Here is an 18,612-nt window from a genome sequence, read left to right as displayed (position 1 = left end):
CATGATTGCACCATCAGCTATTAAAATGAGAGCAAACCACTTTGCCAGCCGCCGTACATGATTGACGCACCGACCCTCTGCACTGCCAGCGTGCTTCCAGGACGGGCCCGCTAACCATGCGCTGGCCCTGGAAACGCAAGTCTTCTGGCGACCTGCTCATTGTTTCGTGGGCTGACCAAGCCCTAGCCTATGTGCTGGCACGTCCCAACGCAAAAGGCCACACTATCGTACGCACAGGTGTAGAGCGGCAGGTGGGAGACAACCGTGATGATCTGGTGCGCCGGCTCCAGGGCCTGGGCCTCAAAGGCATGCGCACCCACATCATGCTGCGTCCGGAGCAGTACCAATTCCTGCAAATTGATGCCCCCTCGGTACCCCCGGAGGAGCTGCGTTCGGCGGCACGGTACCAAGTGCGGGAGTTGGTGGACGTGCATCTGGACGACATTACGCTTGACGTGATGCAGCTGGGCGATGGCAATGAGAAGGGGCAGGCGCACTTGTTTGTGATCGCCGCCAAAAGCGTCTTGGTGCGCGAAGCCATTGCGTTGGCGGATGCCTTGGATTGGGATGTCAGCGTGATTGACGTGCAGGAAACAGCGCAACGCAATTTGCAAAGTGTGTTGGCCCGACATGAGGGGCGGCTTGACCGGGCGACTGCGGCTTTGTTGCTGTGCGATGGCAAGCAAGCGATGTTGACCATCAGTGCTAACGAGGAGCTGTATTACACGCGTCGCCTTGAATTGCCCGAGGGTTTTCTCTCGATGGCCTGGAGTCAGAGTGAGGTGGTTGCTGAGACGGAAGGCTATATGCCCGTGAGTGAGTACGTGCCCGACTACAGTGTCGGTGGTGTGGCCCATGGCAACGACTATTCCGATGCGCGTGGCAGCGTAGCCGCATCCGCCGGTGCTGGTCAGGCCGACACGGAGCGAACCCAGCGATTCTTGGTGGAGGTGCAGCGGTCACTGGATTTGTGGGATCGAACTTGGAGCCAGTTGCCATTGGCCGGTTTGCGGGTTTTTGCTGGGGAGCGGTCAGAAGAGCTTGCTGCTTGGCTCACCCGCGAGATTGGGCAAACAGTGGGGGTGCTGGATATGACGCCCCATTTCTCCGGCTTGAACGCGGCCGATGGAGCGGATGCGACCTACTGTTTACCTCTGGTTGGTGTGCTGCTTCGCACCGAAGACCGTAAGTTCTGAGCGCACCATGCCCCAGCAAATCAATCTCTGCACGCCGATCCTGCTCAAGCCCAAGCGCTATTTTTCGGCGCAGACCATGGTGCAGGCGCTGGCAGTGTTTGTTGTCGTAGGTGGCGGCCTGTGCGGTACGTGGGTTTGGAGCCTCGAGCAGGCCTCAAATGGATTGCGGCAGGTCATGGAAACCCAACGGCAGGAAATGGACCGCCTGAAGGCTGCGATGGCCGCGAATGCAGCCAGTGCCGCCCCGCTGGACCCCGCCTTGCAAACACAATTGCAAGATCTGCGAGTTCAAATGTTGACACAGGAGAAAGTGTTGAAGGCCTTGCAGCAAGGCCGTATGGTGCCTGGCGCAGCCCATTCAGACCGTCTGATTTTGGTGTCTCGCAGTATCCCTGCGCAGGTCTGGGTCACGGGCGTGGATGCAGACAGCAGCCGGTTAGAGGTGACGGGTTACACCCTGGAACCGTCTGCCCTGAACGACTGGGTGGGCCGACTAGGGGCAAGCCCATTGATGCAAGGTTTGAAGCTCGCTACGGTCAAGGTGCAAAACGCGCGTCTGGCAAATTCCGTGGTCGCCGGAGCCGCAGCACCGGCAGGCCGGGAGGCCTGGTCGTTCAACCTGGTTAGTGCACAGCCACTCGCTCCTGCTGCACCGTCCGCCAATGGGAGGACGCCATGAAAGCGTGGTGGTTGCAACAAGCGGCCCGTATTGATGCGTTGAGTCTGCGTGAGCGCGGGGTCTTGTTTTTTTCGCTGATCGTCACTTGTTTGGCGCTGGCAGACGTGTTGTGGCTCTCTCCGGCCATGGATGCGCACACCAAACTGACGCGCCAGGTTGGGACCCAAAGTACTGAGGTGCAACGTTTGCGGGCGGAGTTACAGGCTACCCCCACGCCTGTGGATGTCAACAAACCGGCCCGTGCCGAATTGGCGCAGCTGCAGTTGCAGCTACAAACGACCAAACAAAATATCAGTACAGAGTCGGGCAGTGGCAGCCCATCCTTGGAGCCAGTGCTCGTAGAGTTCTTGCGGCGTCGAGACGACTTGGTCCTAGTGTCGACCGCAACACTGAAGCCTGACGTAGCGGCAGGAAATGACACAGCTGCCGTCCCCGGAGTGGCGCGGCGTGGGGTGGAGTTGAAGGTAACCGGCCCCTATGCCGAACTGGTGAAATATGTCAAAAGTCTGGAGCAGGCCTTGCCGAATCTGCGTTGGGGCTTGATGCAATTACGCAGCGAAAAGCAGCCACCAGAGCTGACCCTGCAGGTCTACGTGCTGGAGGTGCAGCCATGACGATGCGCCAGTGCCAGTATCTGGGAATTGTGGTGGGTGTTTGCCTGCAGATGGCAGTGTGCGCGGCGATGGCGCAAGAGGCCCGAGACCCCACATTGGCGCCTGCAGATGCTGTGGGAATGTCGGGCTCATCCAGCAGCACAGCGCCTACGCAAAGCACCACCGTGATCGTGCAAAACGGCAAACCGTTTCTCGTTGTAGGTACTCGTTTGGTGGCCGTGGGGCAAAAAGTGGGTACCGCAACGCTGGAGCGTGTCACGGAAACTGAGATCTGGTTGCGCGATGGCAAGCAACTCACCCAGGTATCGCGATTTAGCGGCATCCAGCGCAGCGTGGCCAAGAGCACGCCCGTTTGCGCCCCAGTGGCACGCAAGAAGCGCTCGGACAAAGTGGTTCGCGCCCCCGCTCGCGCCGTGGCATCTGGCACCACACCTCCTCCCTCTACAGCCCGTTCCGCCGCTCCCTGCCTGGGAGGCCAACCGTGAAGTCTAGATCCATGAAACAGCTACTCGCACCCTCGCACTGTCTTTGGCGTGGCCCCGTGGACAACGCACCCTATATTCTGTTGTTGGGGGCCTTTCTGCTAGCGGGCTGCGCCAACGACCGCCCGCTGCGCACCCCCGATGTCAGCGCCGCAGTGCGTGCGGAGCTGCCGCCCGAGTTAGTCAAACCTGCAGGGGGCGTGCCCCAAAAGGTGAGCGATGCGCTGGCAGAACCTGCGCCGCCGGCCGTCGCCCTGCCACCGGAGCCGCGTCTGGACTTGCTGGTGAACAACGCGCAGGCGCGCGAGGTGTTCCTCGCCATCGTCGCCGATACCCGCTACAGCATGCTGATGCACCCCGATGTCGCGGGCACCTTGTCGGTCACCCTGCGCGGTGTGACGGTTACCGAGGCGCTAGAGGCCATTCGCGATGTGTATGGTTACGATTTCAAGATCGAAGGCCGCCGCATCACGGTCTACGCCCCCACATTGCAGACGCGGGTGTTCACGATCAATTACCCCACCTCACAGCGCACGGGTAACAGCGAGCTGCGTGTATCGTCGGGTGCAACCCAAAGCACCAGTACCGGCACCGGTGCTTCAGGATCCAACTCCACGGGGACTACTGCCACGCAGCTGGAAAACAGCAGGGTGTCCACCACATCGCGCTCCGACTTCTGGGGGGAGATGACGGGTGCCATCAAGAGCCTGGTGGGCAGTGGAGAGGGCCGCAGCGTGGTGTCCAGCCCGCAGGCCGGTATTTTGGCGGTGCGTGCCATGCCTGAAGAATTGCGCCAAGTCGACAAGTTCCTCAAAGCTACGCAGGCATCGGTGGAGCGCCAGGTTATGCTGGAGGCCAAAGTGGTGGAAGTGGAACTACGCGATGGCTACCAGAGTGGTGTGAACTGGGGCGCATTCGGTAGCGACGTGAATGGTCAAGCAGCAGCTGGCGTAATTGGCAGTGGTGTTACCAGTACCAATCCATTTGTGCAAGGTACGACCACCATCAATGGTGCCGTCGCGTTCCCGGCGATAGCGACAGGCGGCGGCCTGTTTGGCCTGGCCTTGGCCACCAGCCAGTTTGGCGCAGTGCTGGGCTTTCTGGAAACGCAGGGGGATGTGCAAACTTTGTCCAGCCCCCGTGTGGCCACGCTGAACAACCAAAAAGCTGTGCTCAAGGTCGGATCGGATGAATTCTTTGTGACCGGGGTAACTGGCGGTACCACGAACACCGGCAGCACCAGCACTACCAGCACCAGCACTACCCTGCCGACGATCACGCTGACCCCGTTCTTTTCGGGCATTTCGTTGGATGTAACCCCGCAGATTGACGACGGTGTGAACGTCACCCTGCATGTGCATCCTTCGCTGACCTCGGTGACGGAAAAGACCAAGCAGGTGGACCTGGGCAGTGTGGGCAACTTCCGCCTGCCTCTGGCCTCTAGCAGTGTGAACGAAACCGACACGCTGGTACGCATCCAGGATGGCACCATTGTGGCCATTGGTGGGCTGATGCAGCTGGAATCCAGCCGCAATGCATCGGGCCTTCCAGGCACCACCAGCATGCCGGGCTTGGGCGCGCTATTTGGCAACCGCGCTAGCCAGGGCCGCAAGAAGGAAGTGATTGTGCTGATCAAACCCACCATCATCCGCACCGCTGCCGACTGGGAGGCTCAGGCCCGCCGGGCCCGCGCCTCTCTGGACGACATGGATGCCGCCCGCGCCCGGGTGATCCAGATCGACGGCGGCTCGGCCAAATAATGTACTTGGGGCACTTTTCACTGCGAGAGGCCCCGTTTTCGATCACGCCGGATACGGACTTCTTTTTTGCCCATGAGGGCGCGCAGGCTTCGCTCAACATGTTGTTGGTGGCGCTGCGCAGCGGAGAGGGGTTCTTGAAAGTGGTGGGCGAGTTGGGCTGCGGCAAGACGGTGCTGTGCCGCCAGTTGCTCAAGACCTTGCAGGGCGAGTGCGTGACTGCCTACATACCCAACCCGAACATGGGGCCCGACGACTTGCTGCTGGCGCTGGTGACTGAGCTGCGGCTCACCATTGCCACGCCACCGCACCGGCACCAGATCATGGCGGCGCTCAACCAGTGCCTGTTGGAGCATGCGGCCCAGGGGCGGCGCGTGGTGGTGTGCATTGACGAGGCCCAGGCCATTCCCATGCGCACGGTCGAAAGCCTGCGCCTGCTCTCCAACCTGGAGACCGAGAAGCGCAAGTTGCTGCAACTGGTGTTGCTGGGCCAGCCGGACCTGGACGACAAGCTGGCGCGCCCGGAAATTCGCCAGCTGCTGCAGCGCATCACCTTCAGCGAATACCTGGGGCCCATGCAAAAGCAGCGCGTGCCGGCTTACCTGGTGCACCGCCTGCGCCACGCCGCATTGAATGCCAATACGGATACGGCGCTGTTCACCCCCGCCGCTGCGCGTGCCATTGCGCAAGCCAGCGGTGGCGTGCCACGGTTGGTGAACATCCTGGCCCACAAGTGCCTGATGTTGGCGTATGGCGAAGACACACACCGCGTCACCCGCGCCCATGTGCGCCTGGCCACGCGCGATACCCCGGGCGTAGTAGCGCGCATGCCGTGGTGGCGCCGGGCGCTATCGCTTGTGCTGCCGCCATGGCGCCAGGGACAAGGGGAAGCCCCATGAGTGTGATCAACAAAATGCTCCGGGATCTGGACCACCGCCAATCGCCCGCCGATGCGGCAGGCGCGCCTGGCGCTGTGGACGCCTTGCGCCAGCAAGGTGTGGCTAGCGTACCTTTGCACAGGCTTGGCACGCGCCGAGGTGCACGCTGGGGCTGGGTGCTGCTATTGGTGCTGGTCGCCACCGGGGCCGGATGGTGGCAGTGGCAGCAAATGCAGACCGTGGTGTCTGCACCTCCTTCGCCCCCAGCCGTGGTTGTAGCTCCACCCGTGACGCCGCCCCTGCCAGTGGTCGCCGCGCCCCCATTGCCGGCTGTGCCCGAAGAGGTTGTGGAAGCACCGCCACCACCGCCAGCGGTTTTGCCACCGTCAGGTTTGCGAATGGAGACTACGTTGTCCAGCAGCGCGACCCAAGCGGCAGAGGCCATCAGCACGGCCCCGACCAAGGCGGCAGTGGTACCGCCGGCCAAGACGTCACCACCGACTCCTGCGGTCGCCGTGGTGGAAGCGCCGAAGAAGTCGCCCGCCGCTGCGGCTGCGACACCGCCCGTGGCAACCTTGACGCCAGCGCTCCCCGCCGCCGATGCTGCAGGTCTGGCCCAGCGCCAACAGCAGGCCGCACGCGAGACCCTGGCGCAGGCGCAGGCGCTGTGGAACAGCGGCGCGCGTGACAACGCGATTGCGCTCTTACAAGACGCCGTGGCTGCCGCCGAGCGCGCCGCGCAAACCAACGCCAGTGCCGCGAACAGCCAAACCCTGGTGTCCATGCTGCGCGAACTGGCCCGCATGGAGCTGGCCGAAGGCCGCGCCAGTGCGGTGTGGGACCTGCTGACCCGGCTGGAGCCTCTGATGGCGAATCAGCCCGAACTCTGGGCACTGCGCGCCAATGCGGCGCAACGCCTGGGGCGCCACCAGGACAGCGTGCAGGCTTACACCACGGCCCTACAGTCCCGGCCCAACGAGCAGCGTTGGCTGCTGGGTGCTTCCGTTTCTCTGGCTGCGTTGGGTCAAACCACCGCGGCCGGTGAGATGGCCGACAAAGCCCGCGCGGTGGGCCCGGTGAGCAAAGAGGTGCAAACCTATTTGCGCCAGCAGGGTGTTCCGCTGGCGGACCGATAGCCAAACCGGGTTCTAGCCCCCGTGCTATATGCGCGGATAGCTATCAAAAATGTAGCAAGATCGACAAATTCAGGTGCTTGCTCGCAGCACCCGGCGGTACTGCATGGCCTCGGCCACATGGGCCAACCCGGTCTGGCTGGCACCCGCCAGATCGGCAATGGTGCGGGCAATCTTCAGGGTGCGATGGGTGCTGCGCGCTGACCAACCCAACTGGGCCGCGGCGGCCTGCAGAAATTTGGTGGCGGCCGCATCGAGCTGCGTGTGGGTGTCAATGTCCTGGCCGTTCAGTGCCTGGTTGGGCACGCCTTGGCGCTCCACCGCCAATGCGCGTGCAGTGCTGCAGCGCGTGCGGATGCTGTCGGTGGATTCGCCAGCGGGGCTGTCCAGCAGCTCGCGGGCGGGCAGGGCGGGTACTTCTATGTGCAGGTCAATGCGGTCCATCAGCGGGCCGCTGAGTTTGGACTGGTAGCGGTGCTGTAGGTACTCAAAGTTGCTGGACATTTATCCCCAACAAAATCAACGATCTGTGCAACAACTATGAAACGGCAGTTCACTGCCCTGAGCATAGTTGGTGCGAAAAACCTACAAACTACTCATAGTTACTGAACATGGCATCCGCAGAGTAGGAAGTTACCGTCGACGTGTGTAGGGGCGGACGTAAGTCCCGTCTTTCCTGTAGTACCCACGAACTTGGACCGGGCCGCAATAGGAACTCACACAAGGCGCGGGGCTTGACTCTCCTATGGCTACGCGGTACGTGGATACAGCCGCCGGGGTCTTGCAACGTAAGAAAGGGCCAACGGAAGTGCCGTCGCGCCTTACATAAGACGCCACAAAACTGCAGCCAGGACTTGATATGTAGCCTGAAGAGCCAGCGGATTTCGATGCTAAAAAGGGCGTGCAGTAGTAGCCAGACTCCATGACTGCACCATCCGCCGTGGCATGCTCAGCCTCGTATTTGCATACATCTGATCCAGTTGAGCCCTGTTGATCGTAAGCAGGATTCGGCTGTTGCGGCTTTGAAGCGCATGCGGCAAAGATCAATAAAGTTGCGATCGCGAGGGCAAGTCTCAGCATAGGCAGGAGAAAAAGTCGATTTTTGATCTTGCGGCACGCCTCTGTACATCCCCCATTCGGGTGATATGAGGGGGCGGCATACTTCCTGTCTTTGAGAGGGAGACCGGCGTTGTCATCGGCGCAGGTATCAAGCTGTTGATTCGAGCTCGGCCAGTTTTCAAGGCGCAGTACGGATTTAGCCTTGATATTGATGCCATTGATCCAGAGTACACCTTGGGAGATCTTGAGGCTCGAAAGAGAGAGATTCGGGTTCGACTTCAGCAAGAAGGACTTCTTGAAAAGAACAAGCGATTGACTTCACCTTGGGACTTCCAATCGGTATTGGTGATCGCCCCAGAAGACGGTGCCGGCCTCGGGGACTTCCAGAAAGAGGCAAAACGCCTAAGTGAGTTTGGTGTTTGTGACTTTGTATACGCATATAGCCGGTTTCAAGGGGATGGCGCATCAAAGGAGATCGTAGAGGCAATTAGCAGTGGGTTGGCACGAATGGGGAGAGCTTCCCGACCGGACGTGATTGTGATCAGTCGCGGTGGTGGTGCGACCAACGATCTTGCTTGGTTGAATGACTATGAGCTGGTGAGATTCATTTGTATGCAAGACATCCCCGTGTTTACGGGCATAGGACATGAGCGAGATTCGACCCTGCCGGATGAGGTCGCGAATGCTTGTTTTGATACACCCAGCAAAGTGATTGCGGGAATTGAGCAGAAGATCGCACGACGGACGAGAGAAGCCGGTTTGGCAGCTCATGAGATTTTTGCTCATGCTGATAGATCTATCCGTGAAGCTAGAACAAGCATACAGAGAGATGTTGTTCAAGTCGGGACCAGCGCAAACGCCGAAATTGCCCGTGCGCGTCACGGAAGCGCGCAAGGGATGAACAAAATTAGCCTCGCTTCGGTGCGCATGGTCAATATGAGCTCACGGAATGGTCTATCGTTGCTGACGGAGGTCCGCTCAACCGCTGTAGATCATCTGGCGTGGGCAGCGCAAAAAACACCTCAACTCATGTCGAGTATCCGTTCGTTTGCCCTGTCAGCGCTCGGCGAAGCACGGGCAAATTCAACCGTGGCGGCAAATGCGGTACTAGATCGCACTGGCGCCTCAGTAAGAGCTTGGGACTCAGCCGTCCGAGAGCAAATGCACCGTCTAGTAGAGCGCTCCGAGGGCTCCTTACGGCAAGCAAAGCGTAGTTCTCAGGCCTTAATGCGTGAAGTTGCAGGTCAGGGGCCTGAAAAAACGCTTAAGCGTGGTTTCGCAATTGCGCGCACTAAAGAGGGTGAGCCCATCACTTCTAAACTGCAAGCAAGTCAAGCATCCACAGTCAAAATGCAATTTTGGGACGGTGCCATCATCGCGCAAGTACAGACGACAAGGGAGGAAAATTAAATGACAGCTAGTTTCCGTGAAGCTTATGGTGTGCTCCAGGAGCACGCTGAAACCTTACGAAATCAGGATGAGCCGAACATTGACGATTTGTTGAAAATAGTCACTGAGTCCGTTGCGGCCTACAACGTTTGCAAAGAGCGTATTGATGCAGTTGAAGCGGCACTTAAGGCCGCATTAGACCAAGCAAATTTTGACTCTTCAGCAGGGACGGCTCCGGCGCACAGTTCGGAAGGCGCAGCTGGGGCCCGCGGGTCGAGACCTGTACCGCAGCGATTCGAAGATATGGACGACGACACACCGTTCTAAATTTTCGCGTGGCTTTAATCAACTTTGCCAGGCTGCCAGTAGTCAGCAGCCGCACGATTCCAATTGGGTGCGGATCTGGTGCTTGTCCCAAAGCCGGCTCAGCTTTGAGACGTTCACCATCTGGGAGTCCGACTTCGGTTATGCGGCCGAGAACTGCATAGTCTTCGCTTTCAATGAAAACGAACTCCCCAACTTGCCCACCAGGTACGCCGTAGCCACCCTCGGCAAGCTGCTGAAGAACTAGTTTGGTGGGTCTGGGTAGATCAAGGTCCTGCAGTTTCTTCGAAATTTTGGGCCTGGAGAAGACGGCCAGAAGAACACGCACTCCATCCCACCAAAGATGGCTGTGACTGAGCGGAACTGGAAAAACAATTGCACTGTTGCTCGAGGATCCACCTCGTAGCCAGACCCCTTTCTTCACCTTTGTTGCCTTGGGCGTAACCCCTAACAGGCAGGATTGGCAAGACGCGCACTCGGTAAGTGCGGCCTTTCTACTTCCATTTATGGTGAAAGGCTCGTGGCACCAGGGGCAAACATCCAAGAGCAGCGTCTTATGCTTGCTGCAAACAGTAGAAACGGAAAGTCGCCAGTGAGCTCTCCAATACGGGATCTCGTCTGTCACCAAGCAAGCCGGGCAGAGCATGAATCGAGGGCCTTTCACTGCCTTGCTGGCGCAGGCATTTAGTATCCAGCGACTGTTCTCTATTGGAGTAGAGACTGAAAGAAAAGTCATGTCTGCCTGCAAGGTGTGGAACTCAAGATCCTCCTCCGGGTAAAGAGACAAACGATGCAGCGCAGCTATCAAGTTCCATCGCGAAGGTTCAATGTCAATGGTGGCACGATGTGGAATCATCGTTCCCATGGGTGAGGTAGAGACGTACCCAGTATGGTCATCTGTCCACACAGGTTGTCTTCGAGTACCTAAGGCTTCGTTTTGGCAAGCAAGTTGATGGCTTGGTCTTTCCATCCGTGCAGACAGGCGAGCAGGGCAGCAACTTGGTCTTGTTTCCTGAGGCCAGTGTCATCAGTCCCAAGCAGTACGAACCGCAAAATGAAATGGATCTGGTCTTCAAAGACAAGCCACCAGTAGTCTTTGAGCCGCATGAAAAGCTTGCTGTCATCAGTGGCTCGATTCGCTTCCACAAGGTCAAGGCTATAAAAACTGAGGCCATCACATACCGCAGGCTTAACGATCTCTACATGAGCGATGAAGTTCGCAATCGGTTTGGTCTTGGTCTAAACCCCGCAGTTGATGAGCCGTGAGGTATTCCACAGGCTCAACGTCCATGGAAAGGCTCATTAACTTCGCACAATTTGGCTCAGTAACCTTGATCAAGGCGCAGTAACTATGAAAACCCACAGGTGCACCTGGTCCGGCGTACAACGACAGCTGTGCGTGGGTGAGCCCTGGTAACCACAGGGGCAGGGGTTCATGGCGGCTACCAGCTGGAAGCGCGCAGGGAACTCGGCGCGGCGTGCGGCGCGGGCAATCGTGATGCTGCCAGTCTCCAGCGGTTCGCGCAGGGCCTCCAAAGCGGCCCTTGCAAATTCTGGAAATTCATCTAGAAAAAGAACACCGTGGTGGGCCAGAGAAATTTCTCCCGGGCGCGGAGGTGACCCGCCTCCCACCAGAGCCACCGCACTGGCCGAGTGGTGCGGGCTGCAGGTAGGGCGCTGCCCCCAACGCTCCAGATCAAAGCGACCGCACAGGCTGCCAATGGCCGCGCTCTGCAGTGCTTCGTCGGTGTTCATGTCGGGCAGCAACCCGGCAAAGCGCTGCGCCAGCATGGACTTGCCAGACCCCGGTGGCCCCACCAAAAGCAGTGAATGCCCGCCCGCCGCCGCAATTTCCAGCGCGCGCTTGGCGCCGGCTTGGCCTTTCACGTCGGCCATGTCGGCGCCGCGCAGACGCAAACCGGGTGGGTTGCCGAGCACGCGCACCCAGCCGTCCGGGTCTTCGGGGGTGGGGGCGATCTCGGCGCCGCCGGGCGCAGGGGGCGGTGCAAAGTGGCGCACCACGTCCAGCAAATGTCGCGCCCGCACCACATGGGAGTCCGGCACCAGCGCGGCTTCTTCGGCGCTGTCGGGGGGGAGCACCAAACGGGTGCTGACTTGGGCGGTGCGCAAGGCCAGCGCCATGGCCAAAGCACCACGCACCGGACGCAAGGCACCCGACAAAGACAGCTCCCCGGCAAACTCATACTGCGCCAACGCGGCGCCGTCGATCTGCCCGCTGGCCGCCAAAATACCCAGCGCAATCGGCAAATCCAGCCGTCCAGAGTCCTTGGGCAGGTCGGCGGGGGCCAAATTGACGGTGATTCGCTTGTTATGGGGGAATTCCAGCCCGCTGTTCTGGATGGCGCAGCGCACCCGCTCGCGGGCCTCTTTCACCTCCACGTCGGCCAGGCCGACCAGGCTGAAGCTGGGCAAGCCGTTGGCCAGATGCACTTCGACGGTGACCTTGGCTGCTTCCAGCCCCAGCAGAGCACGACTCTGCACCAAAGACAAGCTCATAGCCCTATGCTCCCAAAACGGTGCGCCGCAAGGCAGTGCATGCGCACAGATTGCACCAGTTAAGTGCATGCTGTATTTATGTACAGTTATGTTACTCCAGTCCACGCTGCTTGGGGCGTAGCCTTGCGAAATACAGGGCTTTTTAACTTGGCATGGCTTCTGCTTTAGGGGTGTTATCTCCAGACCCGTGGAGAAGCAGACCAGCCAGACCCGGTGTCTGTATTCAACTGTTATCAAGCTGAGGTGAACACATGAAACTCGTAACGGCCATCATTAAACCGTTCAAGCTCGATGAGGTGCGAGAAGCCTTGTCTGGCATTGGTGTGCAAGGTATTACCGTCACCGAAGTCAAAGGCTTCGGACGTCAAAAAGGCCACACAGAGCTGTACCGCGGTGCGGAATACGTGGTGGACTTTCTGCCCAAGGTGAAGATCGAAGCGGCGATTGACGACGCTTTGGTGGACCGCGTGATCGAAGCCATCGAAGGTGCTGCCCGCACCGGCAAGATCGGCGACGGCAAGATTTTTGTCTACAACCTGGAACAGGTTGTGCGCATTCGTACCGGCGAAACCGGCAAAGAAGCGCTGTAACCCGAAAGAGAGCCAACAACATGAAAAAACTGCTTGCTTCCCTGGCCCTGGGCCTGAGCCTGCTGACAGCCGGGTCGTTCGCCCTGGCCGAAGACGCCAAACCCGCCGACGCACCTGTTGCTGCTGCACCCGCTGCAGAAGCCAAACCTGCTGACGCAGCTGCGGCCCCCGCCGCTGCAGCCGCCGCGCCTGCTGCTGCAGAGGCTGCCCCCGCTCCTGTGCCCAACAAGGGCGACACATCCTGGATGATGGTCTCCACCCTGCTGGTGATCTTGATGACGGTTCCTGGCCTGGCCTTGTTCTACGGTGGCCTGGTGCGCAGCAAAAACATGCTGTCCGTGCTGATGCAGGTCATGGTCACGTTCTCGTTGATCGTGGTGCTGTGGTTCATCTACGGTTACAGCCTGGCCTTCACGGAAGGCAACGCCTACTTCGGTGGACTGGATCGCCTGTTCATGAAGGGCATTTGGGACAACGCGGCTGGCACCTTTGCCAACGCGGCGACCTTCAGCAAGGGCGTGGTCATTCCTGAGATCGTGTTTGCCGCGTTCCAGGCGACCTTCGCCGGTATCACCTGCTGCCTGATCGTTGGCGCCTTTGCCGAACGTATCAAGTTCGCTGCGGTGCTGATGTTCATGGTGCTGTGGTTCACCTTCTCTTACGCTCCCATCGCCCACATGGTGTGGTTCTGGGCCGGCCCTGATGCATACACCAGCAAAGACGTGGTGGACAAGGTCAATGCCACTGCCGGTTACATCTGGCAATCCGGCGCGCTGGACTTCGCAGGCGGTACCGTGGTGCACATCAACGCTGCTGTGGCTGGCTTGGTCGGCGCGTTCATGGTGGGCAAGCGCATTGGTTACGGCAAGGAAGCCATGGCGCCTCACAGCCTGACATTGACCATGGTCGGTGCTTCTCTGCTGTGGGTGGGTTGGTTCGGTTTCAACGCCGGCTCCGCTCTGGAAGCCAATGGTTTCGCTGCTCTGGCCTTCATCAACACTTTCGCCGCCACTGCTGCTGCCGTGTTGTCCTGGTCTCTGGGTGAAGCCCTGCACAAAGGCAAGGCCTCCATGCTCGGTGCTGCCTCCGGTGCTGTGGCGGGTCTGGTTGCCATCACACCTGCTGCCGGCAACGTCGGTATCGGTGGTGCTTTGATCATCGGTCTGCTGGCTGGCTTCATCTGTCTGTGGGGTGTGACGGGTCTGAAGAAAATGCTGGGCGCTGACGACACGCTGGACGTGTTTGGCGTGCACGGCGTGGGCGGTATCTTGGGTGCGCTGCTGACCGGCGTGTTCAACTCGCCTTCCCTGGGTGGCCCCGGTTTCGTGGCTGACTGGGTGACAGCGACTGGCATCACGGCCGCTGACTACTCCATCGCTTCGCAAGTGTGGATCCAGACCAAGGCTGTGCTGATCACCATCGTGTGGTCCGGCGTGGTATCCGTGATCGCCTTCAAGCTGGTGGACCTGACCATCGGTCTGCGTGTCAGCGAAGAAGACGAACGCGAAGGCCTGGACATCACGTCCCACGGCGAAACCGCTTACAGCCGCTAATCCTCAGGATTCGGTTACGAACCAGTTTCAATTCTTCTTGAGACTTCGGCCCAGCAGGATTCCGGTCCCGCTGGGCCGTTTTTTTGGTACCTGCCGGTGCACAATGCCGCCATGAATTCCACACTCACTCTGCGCCACGGCGACCTGCTGTGCGACATCAAACCCGAACTGGGCGGCAGCATTGCCGGCCTCTGGCTGGGCTCAGACCCGGTGCTGACCTCTCTGCCTGGCGACCAGATGCAGACGGTGCGCCAGTCGGCCAGCTACCCGCTGGTGCCGTTCTCCAACCGCATTGGCCACGGCCAGCTGCAATGGGCGGGCACCAGCCATCCCTTGATCAAAAATTTCGAGCCCGAGCCGCACACCATCCACGGTGTGGGATGGCAGCGGCCCTGGGCGGTGCTGGAGTCCACCGAACAATTTGCGCTGCTGTCGTTCGAGCACAAGGCTGATGCGTCCTGGCCGTTTGACTTTGACTGCTCCCAGGCCTTCAAGCTGGAGGCGGGTGCGCTGGAGATGACGCTTTCCATCACCAACCAGTCGCCCGTGGCCGCGCCCGTGGGCCTGGGCTGGCATCCCTACTTTCCCAAACGCCTGGGCACGGTGGTGCAGTTCTCGGCTACAGGCCGCTGGGAGATGGGGTCGGACAAACTCCCCACCCACCGCGAGGCCCACCCCGGCCTGCACCAGACGCTGGAATCGCTCACCGTGGACCATTGCTTTGACGGCTGGGGCGGCGTGCTGACGCTGCACGACAGCGTGCTGCGCGTGCGCGTGTCGTCAGCGCTGAGCCGCTTGGTGGTCTACACCAACCCGCAGCGCGACAACATTGCGGTGGAGCCGGTCAGTCATGTGAACAACGCGCTGAACCTGATGGCCCAGACCGGCGCTGCCGGAGGGGACCTGGGCGTGGTGGTGCTGCAACCTGGCCACACCTATTCCTGCGAAATGCGGATCGACGTGGAGCGTGCGTTATGAGCTGGCAAGCCCTGAGTCAAGACACGTTCGAACTCGGAGAGTCGCCGTTCTGGCACCCGACCGAGCAACAGCTGTACTGGGTCGACATTCCCGGCAAAAAGCTGCTGCGGGCCAATGTCTACATGGGCAGCGTGCAGGCCTGGGACATGCCCACCGAACCCGGCTGCATTGCGCCTTCCGCGTCCGGCGGTCTGGTCATCGCGCTGCGCCACGGCGTGTTCCGTGCGCGCGAGTGGGGTGGGGCGCTGGAGCACATCGTCACGCTGCCATATGACACGGCCGTGGTACGCGCCAACGACGGCAAGTGCGACGCGCTGGGCCGCTTCTGGGTGGGCACGATTGACGAGCCCAAGGCCCGCCGCGCGGCAGCGCTGTTCTCCATCGACTGCCGCCGTGGCGTGCCCGAGGTGGTGCAGCACGCAGCCGGGGCCCTCACGGGCAACGGCCTGGCCTGGAGCCCGGACAACCAGACCATTTACTGGTCCGACACGCCCAACCATGTGGTGCACGCCTGGGACTATGACCTGCAGACCAACACCCTGGACGGGCAGCGCAGCTTCCAGCAGTGCGCGCCCAAGCCAGCGGACTGGACCTTTGAAACCACCAGCTACGCAGGCCGCCCCGACGGCGCGGCGGTGGACGTGCAGGGCAATTACTACGCGGCCATGTTCGAAGGCCGGCGCATTTGCAAGTTCGCACCCGATGGCACGCTCTTGGCAGAATACCCCGTGCCCGCGCAGTCTCCCACCATGCCCTGCTTTGGTGGTGAAGACCTCAAGACCTTATATGTGACCACTGCGCGCCATGGCCGCAGCGCGGCCGAGCTGGCGGCCATGCCACTCTCGGGTGCTGTGTTCTCCATGCGGGTGGACGTGCCGGGCCTGCCCGTCAACTTCTTCGTCGACTAAGTGCTAGTGCCTGGCCACCAAATTTTTGGTGGCGCAGGCGCCAAAAAATTCACGCCCGTTGGCAGGGCCGCGCCTTACCATCGGCGCCATGCCCGACACTCCTGCCCTTACCCATTTGTTGGACCAGGTCCGCACGGCCGTGGCCGAGCACACCCCGCTGCAGATCCGCGGCGGGGGCAGCAAAGACTTTGTCGGCAGCATCCAGCCCGCGCAGTTGCTGGACACGCGGGACCACAAAGGCATTCTGGATTACGCGCCCAGCGAACTGGTGGTCACCGTGGCTGCCGGTACTCCGCTGGTAGAGCTGGAAGCCGCGTTGGCCGAAAAGGACCAATGCCTGCCGTTTGAACCTCCGCATTTCGTCTGGTCCAGCGGTGTCGACACACCGTCGCCCGCCACCGTCGGTGGTTTGGTGGCCAGCGGCCTGGCCGGCCCGGCGCGCGCCAGTTTGGGCAGCGTACGTGACTATGTGCTGGGCCTGCAGTGCATCAACGGCCAGGGCGAGCACCTCACCTTCGGTGGCCAGGTCATGAAGAATGTGGCGGGCTACGACGTTTCGCGCCTCATGGTGGGTGCCATGGGCACACTGGGCGTGATGACCCAGGTCTCGCTCAAGGTATTGCCTGTGGCCCCAGCCGAGGCCACGCTGGTGTTTGGTCTGGACCAAGTCACCGCGCTGGAGCAGTTGCACCGCTGGGGCGGCCAGCCACTTCCTCTGAACGCCAGCTGTTGGGTGCATGACGATACGGCGCCCGGTGGTGGGCAAGACCTGCTGTTTGTGCGCCTGCGTGGCGCGGTCGCCGCGGTAGAAGCGGCCAGCCAGAAAATGCGGATGGACGTGCCCGGCCAACGCATGGACACGGCCCAGGCCGCTGCCGACTGGGCGCTGTGCCGCGACCAACGTTTGCCGTTCTTCGCGCCCCCTGCGCCCGACCTGGTGCTGTGGCGCCTGTCTGTCGCGCCCACGGCCCCCGTGCTGGACTTGCCCTGGCCGCAGCTGGTGGAGTGGCACGGCGGCTTGCGCTGGCTCTGGGCACCGCTCCAGGCCGGTGTCCAGCTGCAGGCAGTAGCCCGCCATGCAGCGGGAAATGCTACTGTTTTTGTAGCTGCCCGCACAGATTCCACGAGGGCTGGATGCCAATTTGAAACCAAAGAGCCGGCCAAAGATGCCATCACCCGCAGGCTCAAGGCGGCGTTTGATCCGCTGGGCCTGTTCAACCCGGGGCGCCTCTGCGCCGATCTTTAGGCCCCCGCTCGCTCCATGCAAACCCAACTCGCCCCCGAATACCAAAACACTGCCGACGGCCAGGCCGCCGAGGCCATTTTGCGCAAGTGTGTGCACTGTGGTTTCTGCACGGCCACCTGCCCCACCTACCAGCTGCTGGGGGACGAGTTGGACGGCCCACGCGGTCGCATCTACCTGATGAAGCAGGTGCTGGAGGGCCAGACGCCCACCCGCGCCACCCAGCTGCACCTGGACCGCTGCCTGACCTGCCGCAACTGCGAGACCACCTGCCCCAGCGGCGTGGACTACGGCCACCTGGTGGACATAGGCCGCAAGCTGGTGGACGCCAAGGTGCCGCGCCCCGCGGGCGAGCGCGCGCTGCGCTGGGTGCTGAAAGAAGGCCTGACCTCCAAGCTGTTCGCACCGGCCATGCAGCTGGGCCAGCTGGTACGCCCGCTGCTGCCGCGGGGCCTGAAGAACAAGGTGCCTGTGCCGCAGCAAGCCGGCGCTTGGCCCACGCGCAGCCATGGGCGCAAGGTGCTGATGCTGGCCGGCTGCGTGCAGCCTGCCATGGCACCCAACATCAATAGCGCTACGGCGCGCGTGCTGGACGCGGCCGGCGTGCAAGTGCTGCTGGCGCCCCAGGCGGGTTGCTGCGGCGCCGTGAAGTTCCACCTGAACGACCAGGACGGCGGCATGGCCCAGATGCGCACCAACATCGACGCCTGGTGGCCCTATGTGGAACAGGGAATGGAGCAGGGCGTGGAGGCGTTGGTGATGAATGCCTCAGGCTGCGGCGTCACCGTCAAGGAGTACGGCCACATCCTGCGCGATGACCCGCTGTACGCCGCCAAGGCCGCGCGCATCAGCGCACTCACGCGTGACCTGAGCGAGATGCTGCCCGACCTGATGCCCGCGTTGCGCGAACGGCTGGGTGCTCACGGTGCGGCCGGCCAACCAGCTTTGGTATTCCACCCACCCTGCACGCTGCAGCACGGCCAAAAGCTCAAGGGTGGCGTGGAGACGCACTTGGCCGCGCTAGGCTTTGCCGTGCGCGTGGCGACCAATGAGGCCCACCTGTGCTGTGGCTCGGCCGGTACCTACTCGGTGTTGCAGCCCGAGCTGGCCTACCCGCTGCGCGACCGCAAACTGAACAACCTGCAGCCGCAGGCCGATGAGGTGATCATCAGCGCCAACATCGGTTGCATCACCCACCTGCAAAGCGGCACGGCAACAAAGGTGCGGCACTGGGTGGAGGTGTTGGACGCTGCATTGCTGGCCTAAACGGGCACGTTCGCCGCATAATCTTGGGGTTATTACAAGGTGTACA

The 18,612-nt window shown here is 61.2% G+C and carries 16 protein-coding genes and 3 pseudogenes; 16 read left to right on the top strand and 3 right to left on the bottom strand.

Annotation, left to right across the window (positions count from 1 at the left end; all coding sequences use genetic code 11):
* The first annotated feature begins 116 nt into the window (after window positions 1–116).
* The 7 genes from AC097R_RS00440 to AC097R_RS00410 are packed head-to-tail and all read left to right on the top strand — an operon-like array spanning window position 117 to window position 6,742.
* Window positions 117–1,196, top strand: a complete 1,080-nt coding sequence (locus tag AC097R_RS00440; RefSeq protein ID WP_479595553.1) for a hypothetical protein — start codon at window positions 117–119, stop codon at window positions 1,194–1,196.
* Between the two features lie 7 nt (window positions 1,197–1,203).
* Window positions 1,204–1,875, top strand: a complete 672-nt coding sequence (locus tag AC097R_RS00435; RefSeq protein ID WP_479595552.1) for a PilN domain-containing protein — start codon at window positions 1,204–1,206, stop codon at window positions 1,873–1,875.
* Window positions 1,872–2,489, top strand: a complete 618-nt coding sequence (locus AC097R_RS00430) for a hypothetical protein (protein WP_479595551.1) — start codon at window positions 1,872–1,874, stop codon at window positions 2,487–2,489. The genes AC097R_RS00435 and AC097R_RS00430 overlap by 4 nt, the downstream gene beginning before the upstream one ends.
* The gene (locus AC097R_RS00425; protein WP_479595550.1) at window positions 2,486–2,974 is read left to right on the top strand and encodes a hypothetical protein; all 489 of its coding nucleotides are present in this window, start codon (window positions 2,486–2,488) and stop codon (window positions 2,972–2,974) included. Before AC097R_RS00430 ends, AC097R_RS00425 begins: the two co-directional genes overlap by 4 nt.
* An 11-nt stretch (window positions 2,975–2,985) precedes the next feature.
* Window positions 2,986–4,731 (top strand): secretin N-terminal domain-containing protein, encoded by a 1,746-nt coding sequence (locus AC097R_RS00420; protein ID WP_479595549.1) that lies wholly within the window; start codon window positions 2,986–2,988, stop codon window positions 4,729–4,731.
* Window positions 4,731–5,627 carry an ExeA family protein gene (locus AC097R_RS00415; protein ID WP_479595548.1) on the top strand — a complete coding sequence of 299 codons (897 nt, stop codon included), beginning with the start codon at window positions 4,731–4,733 and terminating at the stop codon, window positions 5,625–5,627. Before AC097R_RS00420 ends, AC097R_RS00415 begins: the two co-directional genes overlap by 1 nt.
* The gene (locus AC097R_RS00410) at window positions 5,624–6,742 is read left to right on the top strand and encodes a RodZ family helix-turn-helix domain-containing protein (protein ID WP_479595547.1); all 1,119 of its coding nucleotides are present in this window, start codon (window positions 5,624–5,626) and stop codon (window positions 6,740–6,742) included. Before AC097R_RS00415 ends, AC097R_RS00410 begins: the two co-directional genes overlap by 4 nt.
* Window positions 6,743–6,811: 69 nt before the next feature.
* Here AC097R_RS00410 and AC097R_RS00405 read toward each other — a convergent pair.
* A pseudogene (locus AC097R_RS00405) lies at window positions 6,812–7,213 on the bottom strand (magnesium chelatase subunit ChlI family protein); the annotation flags it as partial.
* 684 nt (window positions 7,214–7,897) lie between these two features.
* Here AC097R_RS00405 and xseA point away from each other — a divergent pair.
* Window positions 7,898–9,208 (top strand): exodeoxyribonuclease VII large subunit, encoded by a 1,311-nt coding sequence (gene xseA / locus AC097R_RS00400; protein WP_479598076.1) that lies wholly within the window; start codon window positions 7,898–7,900, stop codon window positions 9,206–9,208.
* Window positions 9,209–9,514: an exodeoxyribonuclease VII small subunit gene (xseB, locus tag AC097R_RS00395; RefSeq protein WP_479595545.1), complete on the top strand. Its 306-nt coding sequence runs from the start codon at window positions 9,209–9,211 to the stop codon at window positions 9,512–9,514. It abuts the gene before it with no gap.
* Window positions 9,515–10,067: 553 nt separating this feature from the next.
* Here xseB and AC097R_RS00390 read toward each other — a convergent pair.
* Window positions 10,068–10,376 (bottom strand): annotated as a pseudogene (locus AC097R_RS00390) (TniQ family protein); the annotation flags it as partial.
* A 92-nt stretch (window positions 10,377–10,468) separates the two neighbouring features.
* On the opposite strand from AC097R_RS00390, the gene AC097R_RS00385 reads away from it, so the two are divergent.
* Complete coding sequence (locus AC097R_RS00385) at window positions 10,469–10,777, top strand: hypothetical protein (protein ID WP_479595544.1); 309 nt, start codon at window positions 10,469–10,471, stop codon at window positions 10,775–10,777.
* 72 nt (window positions 10,778–10,849) lie between these two features.
* On the opposite strand, the pseudogene AC097R_RS00380 reads toward AC097R_RS00385, so the two are convergent.
* Window positions 10,850–12,028, bottom strand: a pseudogene (locus tag AC097R_RS00380) (YifB family Mg chelatase-like AAA ATPase); the annotation flags it as partial.
* Window positions 12,029–12,279: 251 nt separating this feature from the next.
* Here AC097R_RS00380 and glnK point away from each other — a divergent pair.
* The 6 genes from glnK to glcF all read left to right on the top strand — a co-directional run bounded on the left by glnK (window position 12,280) and on the right by glcF (window position 18,566).
* Window positions 12,280–12,618 carry a P-II family nitrogen regulator gene (glnK, locus tag AC097R_RS00375; RefSeq protein WP_094476942.1) on the top strand — a complete coding sequence of 113 codons (339 nt, stop codon included), beginning with the start codon at window positions 12,280–12,282 and terminating at the stop codon, window positions 12,616–12,618.
* A 20-nt stretch (window positions 12,619–12,638) separates the two neighbouring features.
* Window positions 12,639–14,171 carry an ammonium transporter gene (locus tag AC097R_RS00370; protein ID WP_479595543.1) on the top strand — a complete coding sequence of 511 codons (1,533 nt, stop codon included), beginning with the start codon at window positions 12,639–12,641 and terminating at the stop codon, window positions 14,169–14,171.
* Between the two features lie 111 nt (window positions 14,172–14,282).
* On the top strand, window positions 14,283–15,149 hold the full coding sequence (locus AC097R_RS00365; protein WP_479595542.1) for an aldose 1-epimerase: 867 nt from the start codon (window positions 14,283–14,285) through the stop codon (window positions 15,147–15,149).
* Window positions 15,146–16,057, top strand: a complete 912-nt coding sequence (locus AC097R_RS00360; RefSeq protein ID WP_479595541.1) for an SMP-30/gluconolactonase/LRE family protein — start codon at window positions 15,146–15,148, stop codon at window positions 16,055–16,057. Before AC097R_RS00365 ends, AC097R_RS00360 begins: the two co-directional genes overlap by 4 nt.
* A gap of 88 nt (window positions 16,058–16,145) precedes the next feature.
* Window positions 16,146–17,303, top strand: coding sequence for a glycolate oxidase subunit GlcE (gene glcE / locus AC097R_RS00355; protein WP_479595540.1), 1,158 nt, complete (start codon window positions 16,146–16,148; stop codon window positions 17,301–17,303).
* A 15-nt stretch (window positions 17,304–17,318) separates the two neighbouring features.
* Window positions 17,319–18,566 (top strand): glycolate oxidase subunit GlcF, encoded by a 1,248-nt coding sequence (glcF, locus tag AC097R_RS00350; protein WP_479595539.1) that lies wholly within the window; start codon window positions 17,319–17,321, stop codon window positions 18,564–18,566.
* Window positions 18,567–18,612: the final 46 nt, after the last annotated feature.

It is taken from the genome of Rhodoferax sp. ZS1R25, assembly GCF_056521335.1.
The sequence above is the reverse complement of the archived record's forward strand: the minus strand, read 5'-3'. Positions and strand labels throughout refer to the sequence as shown.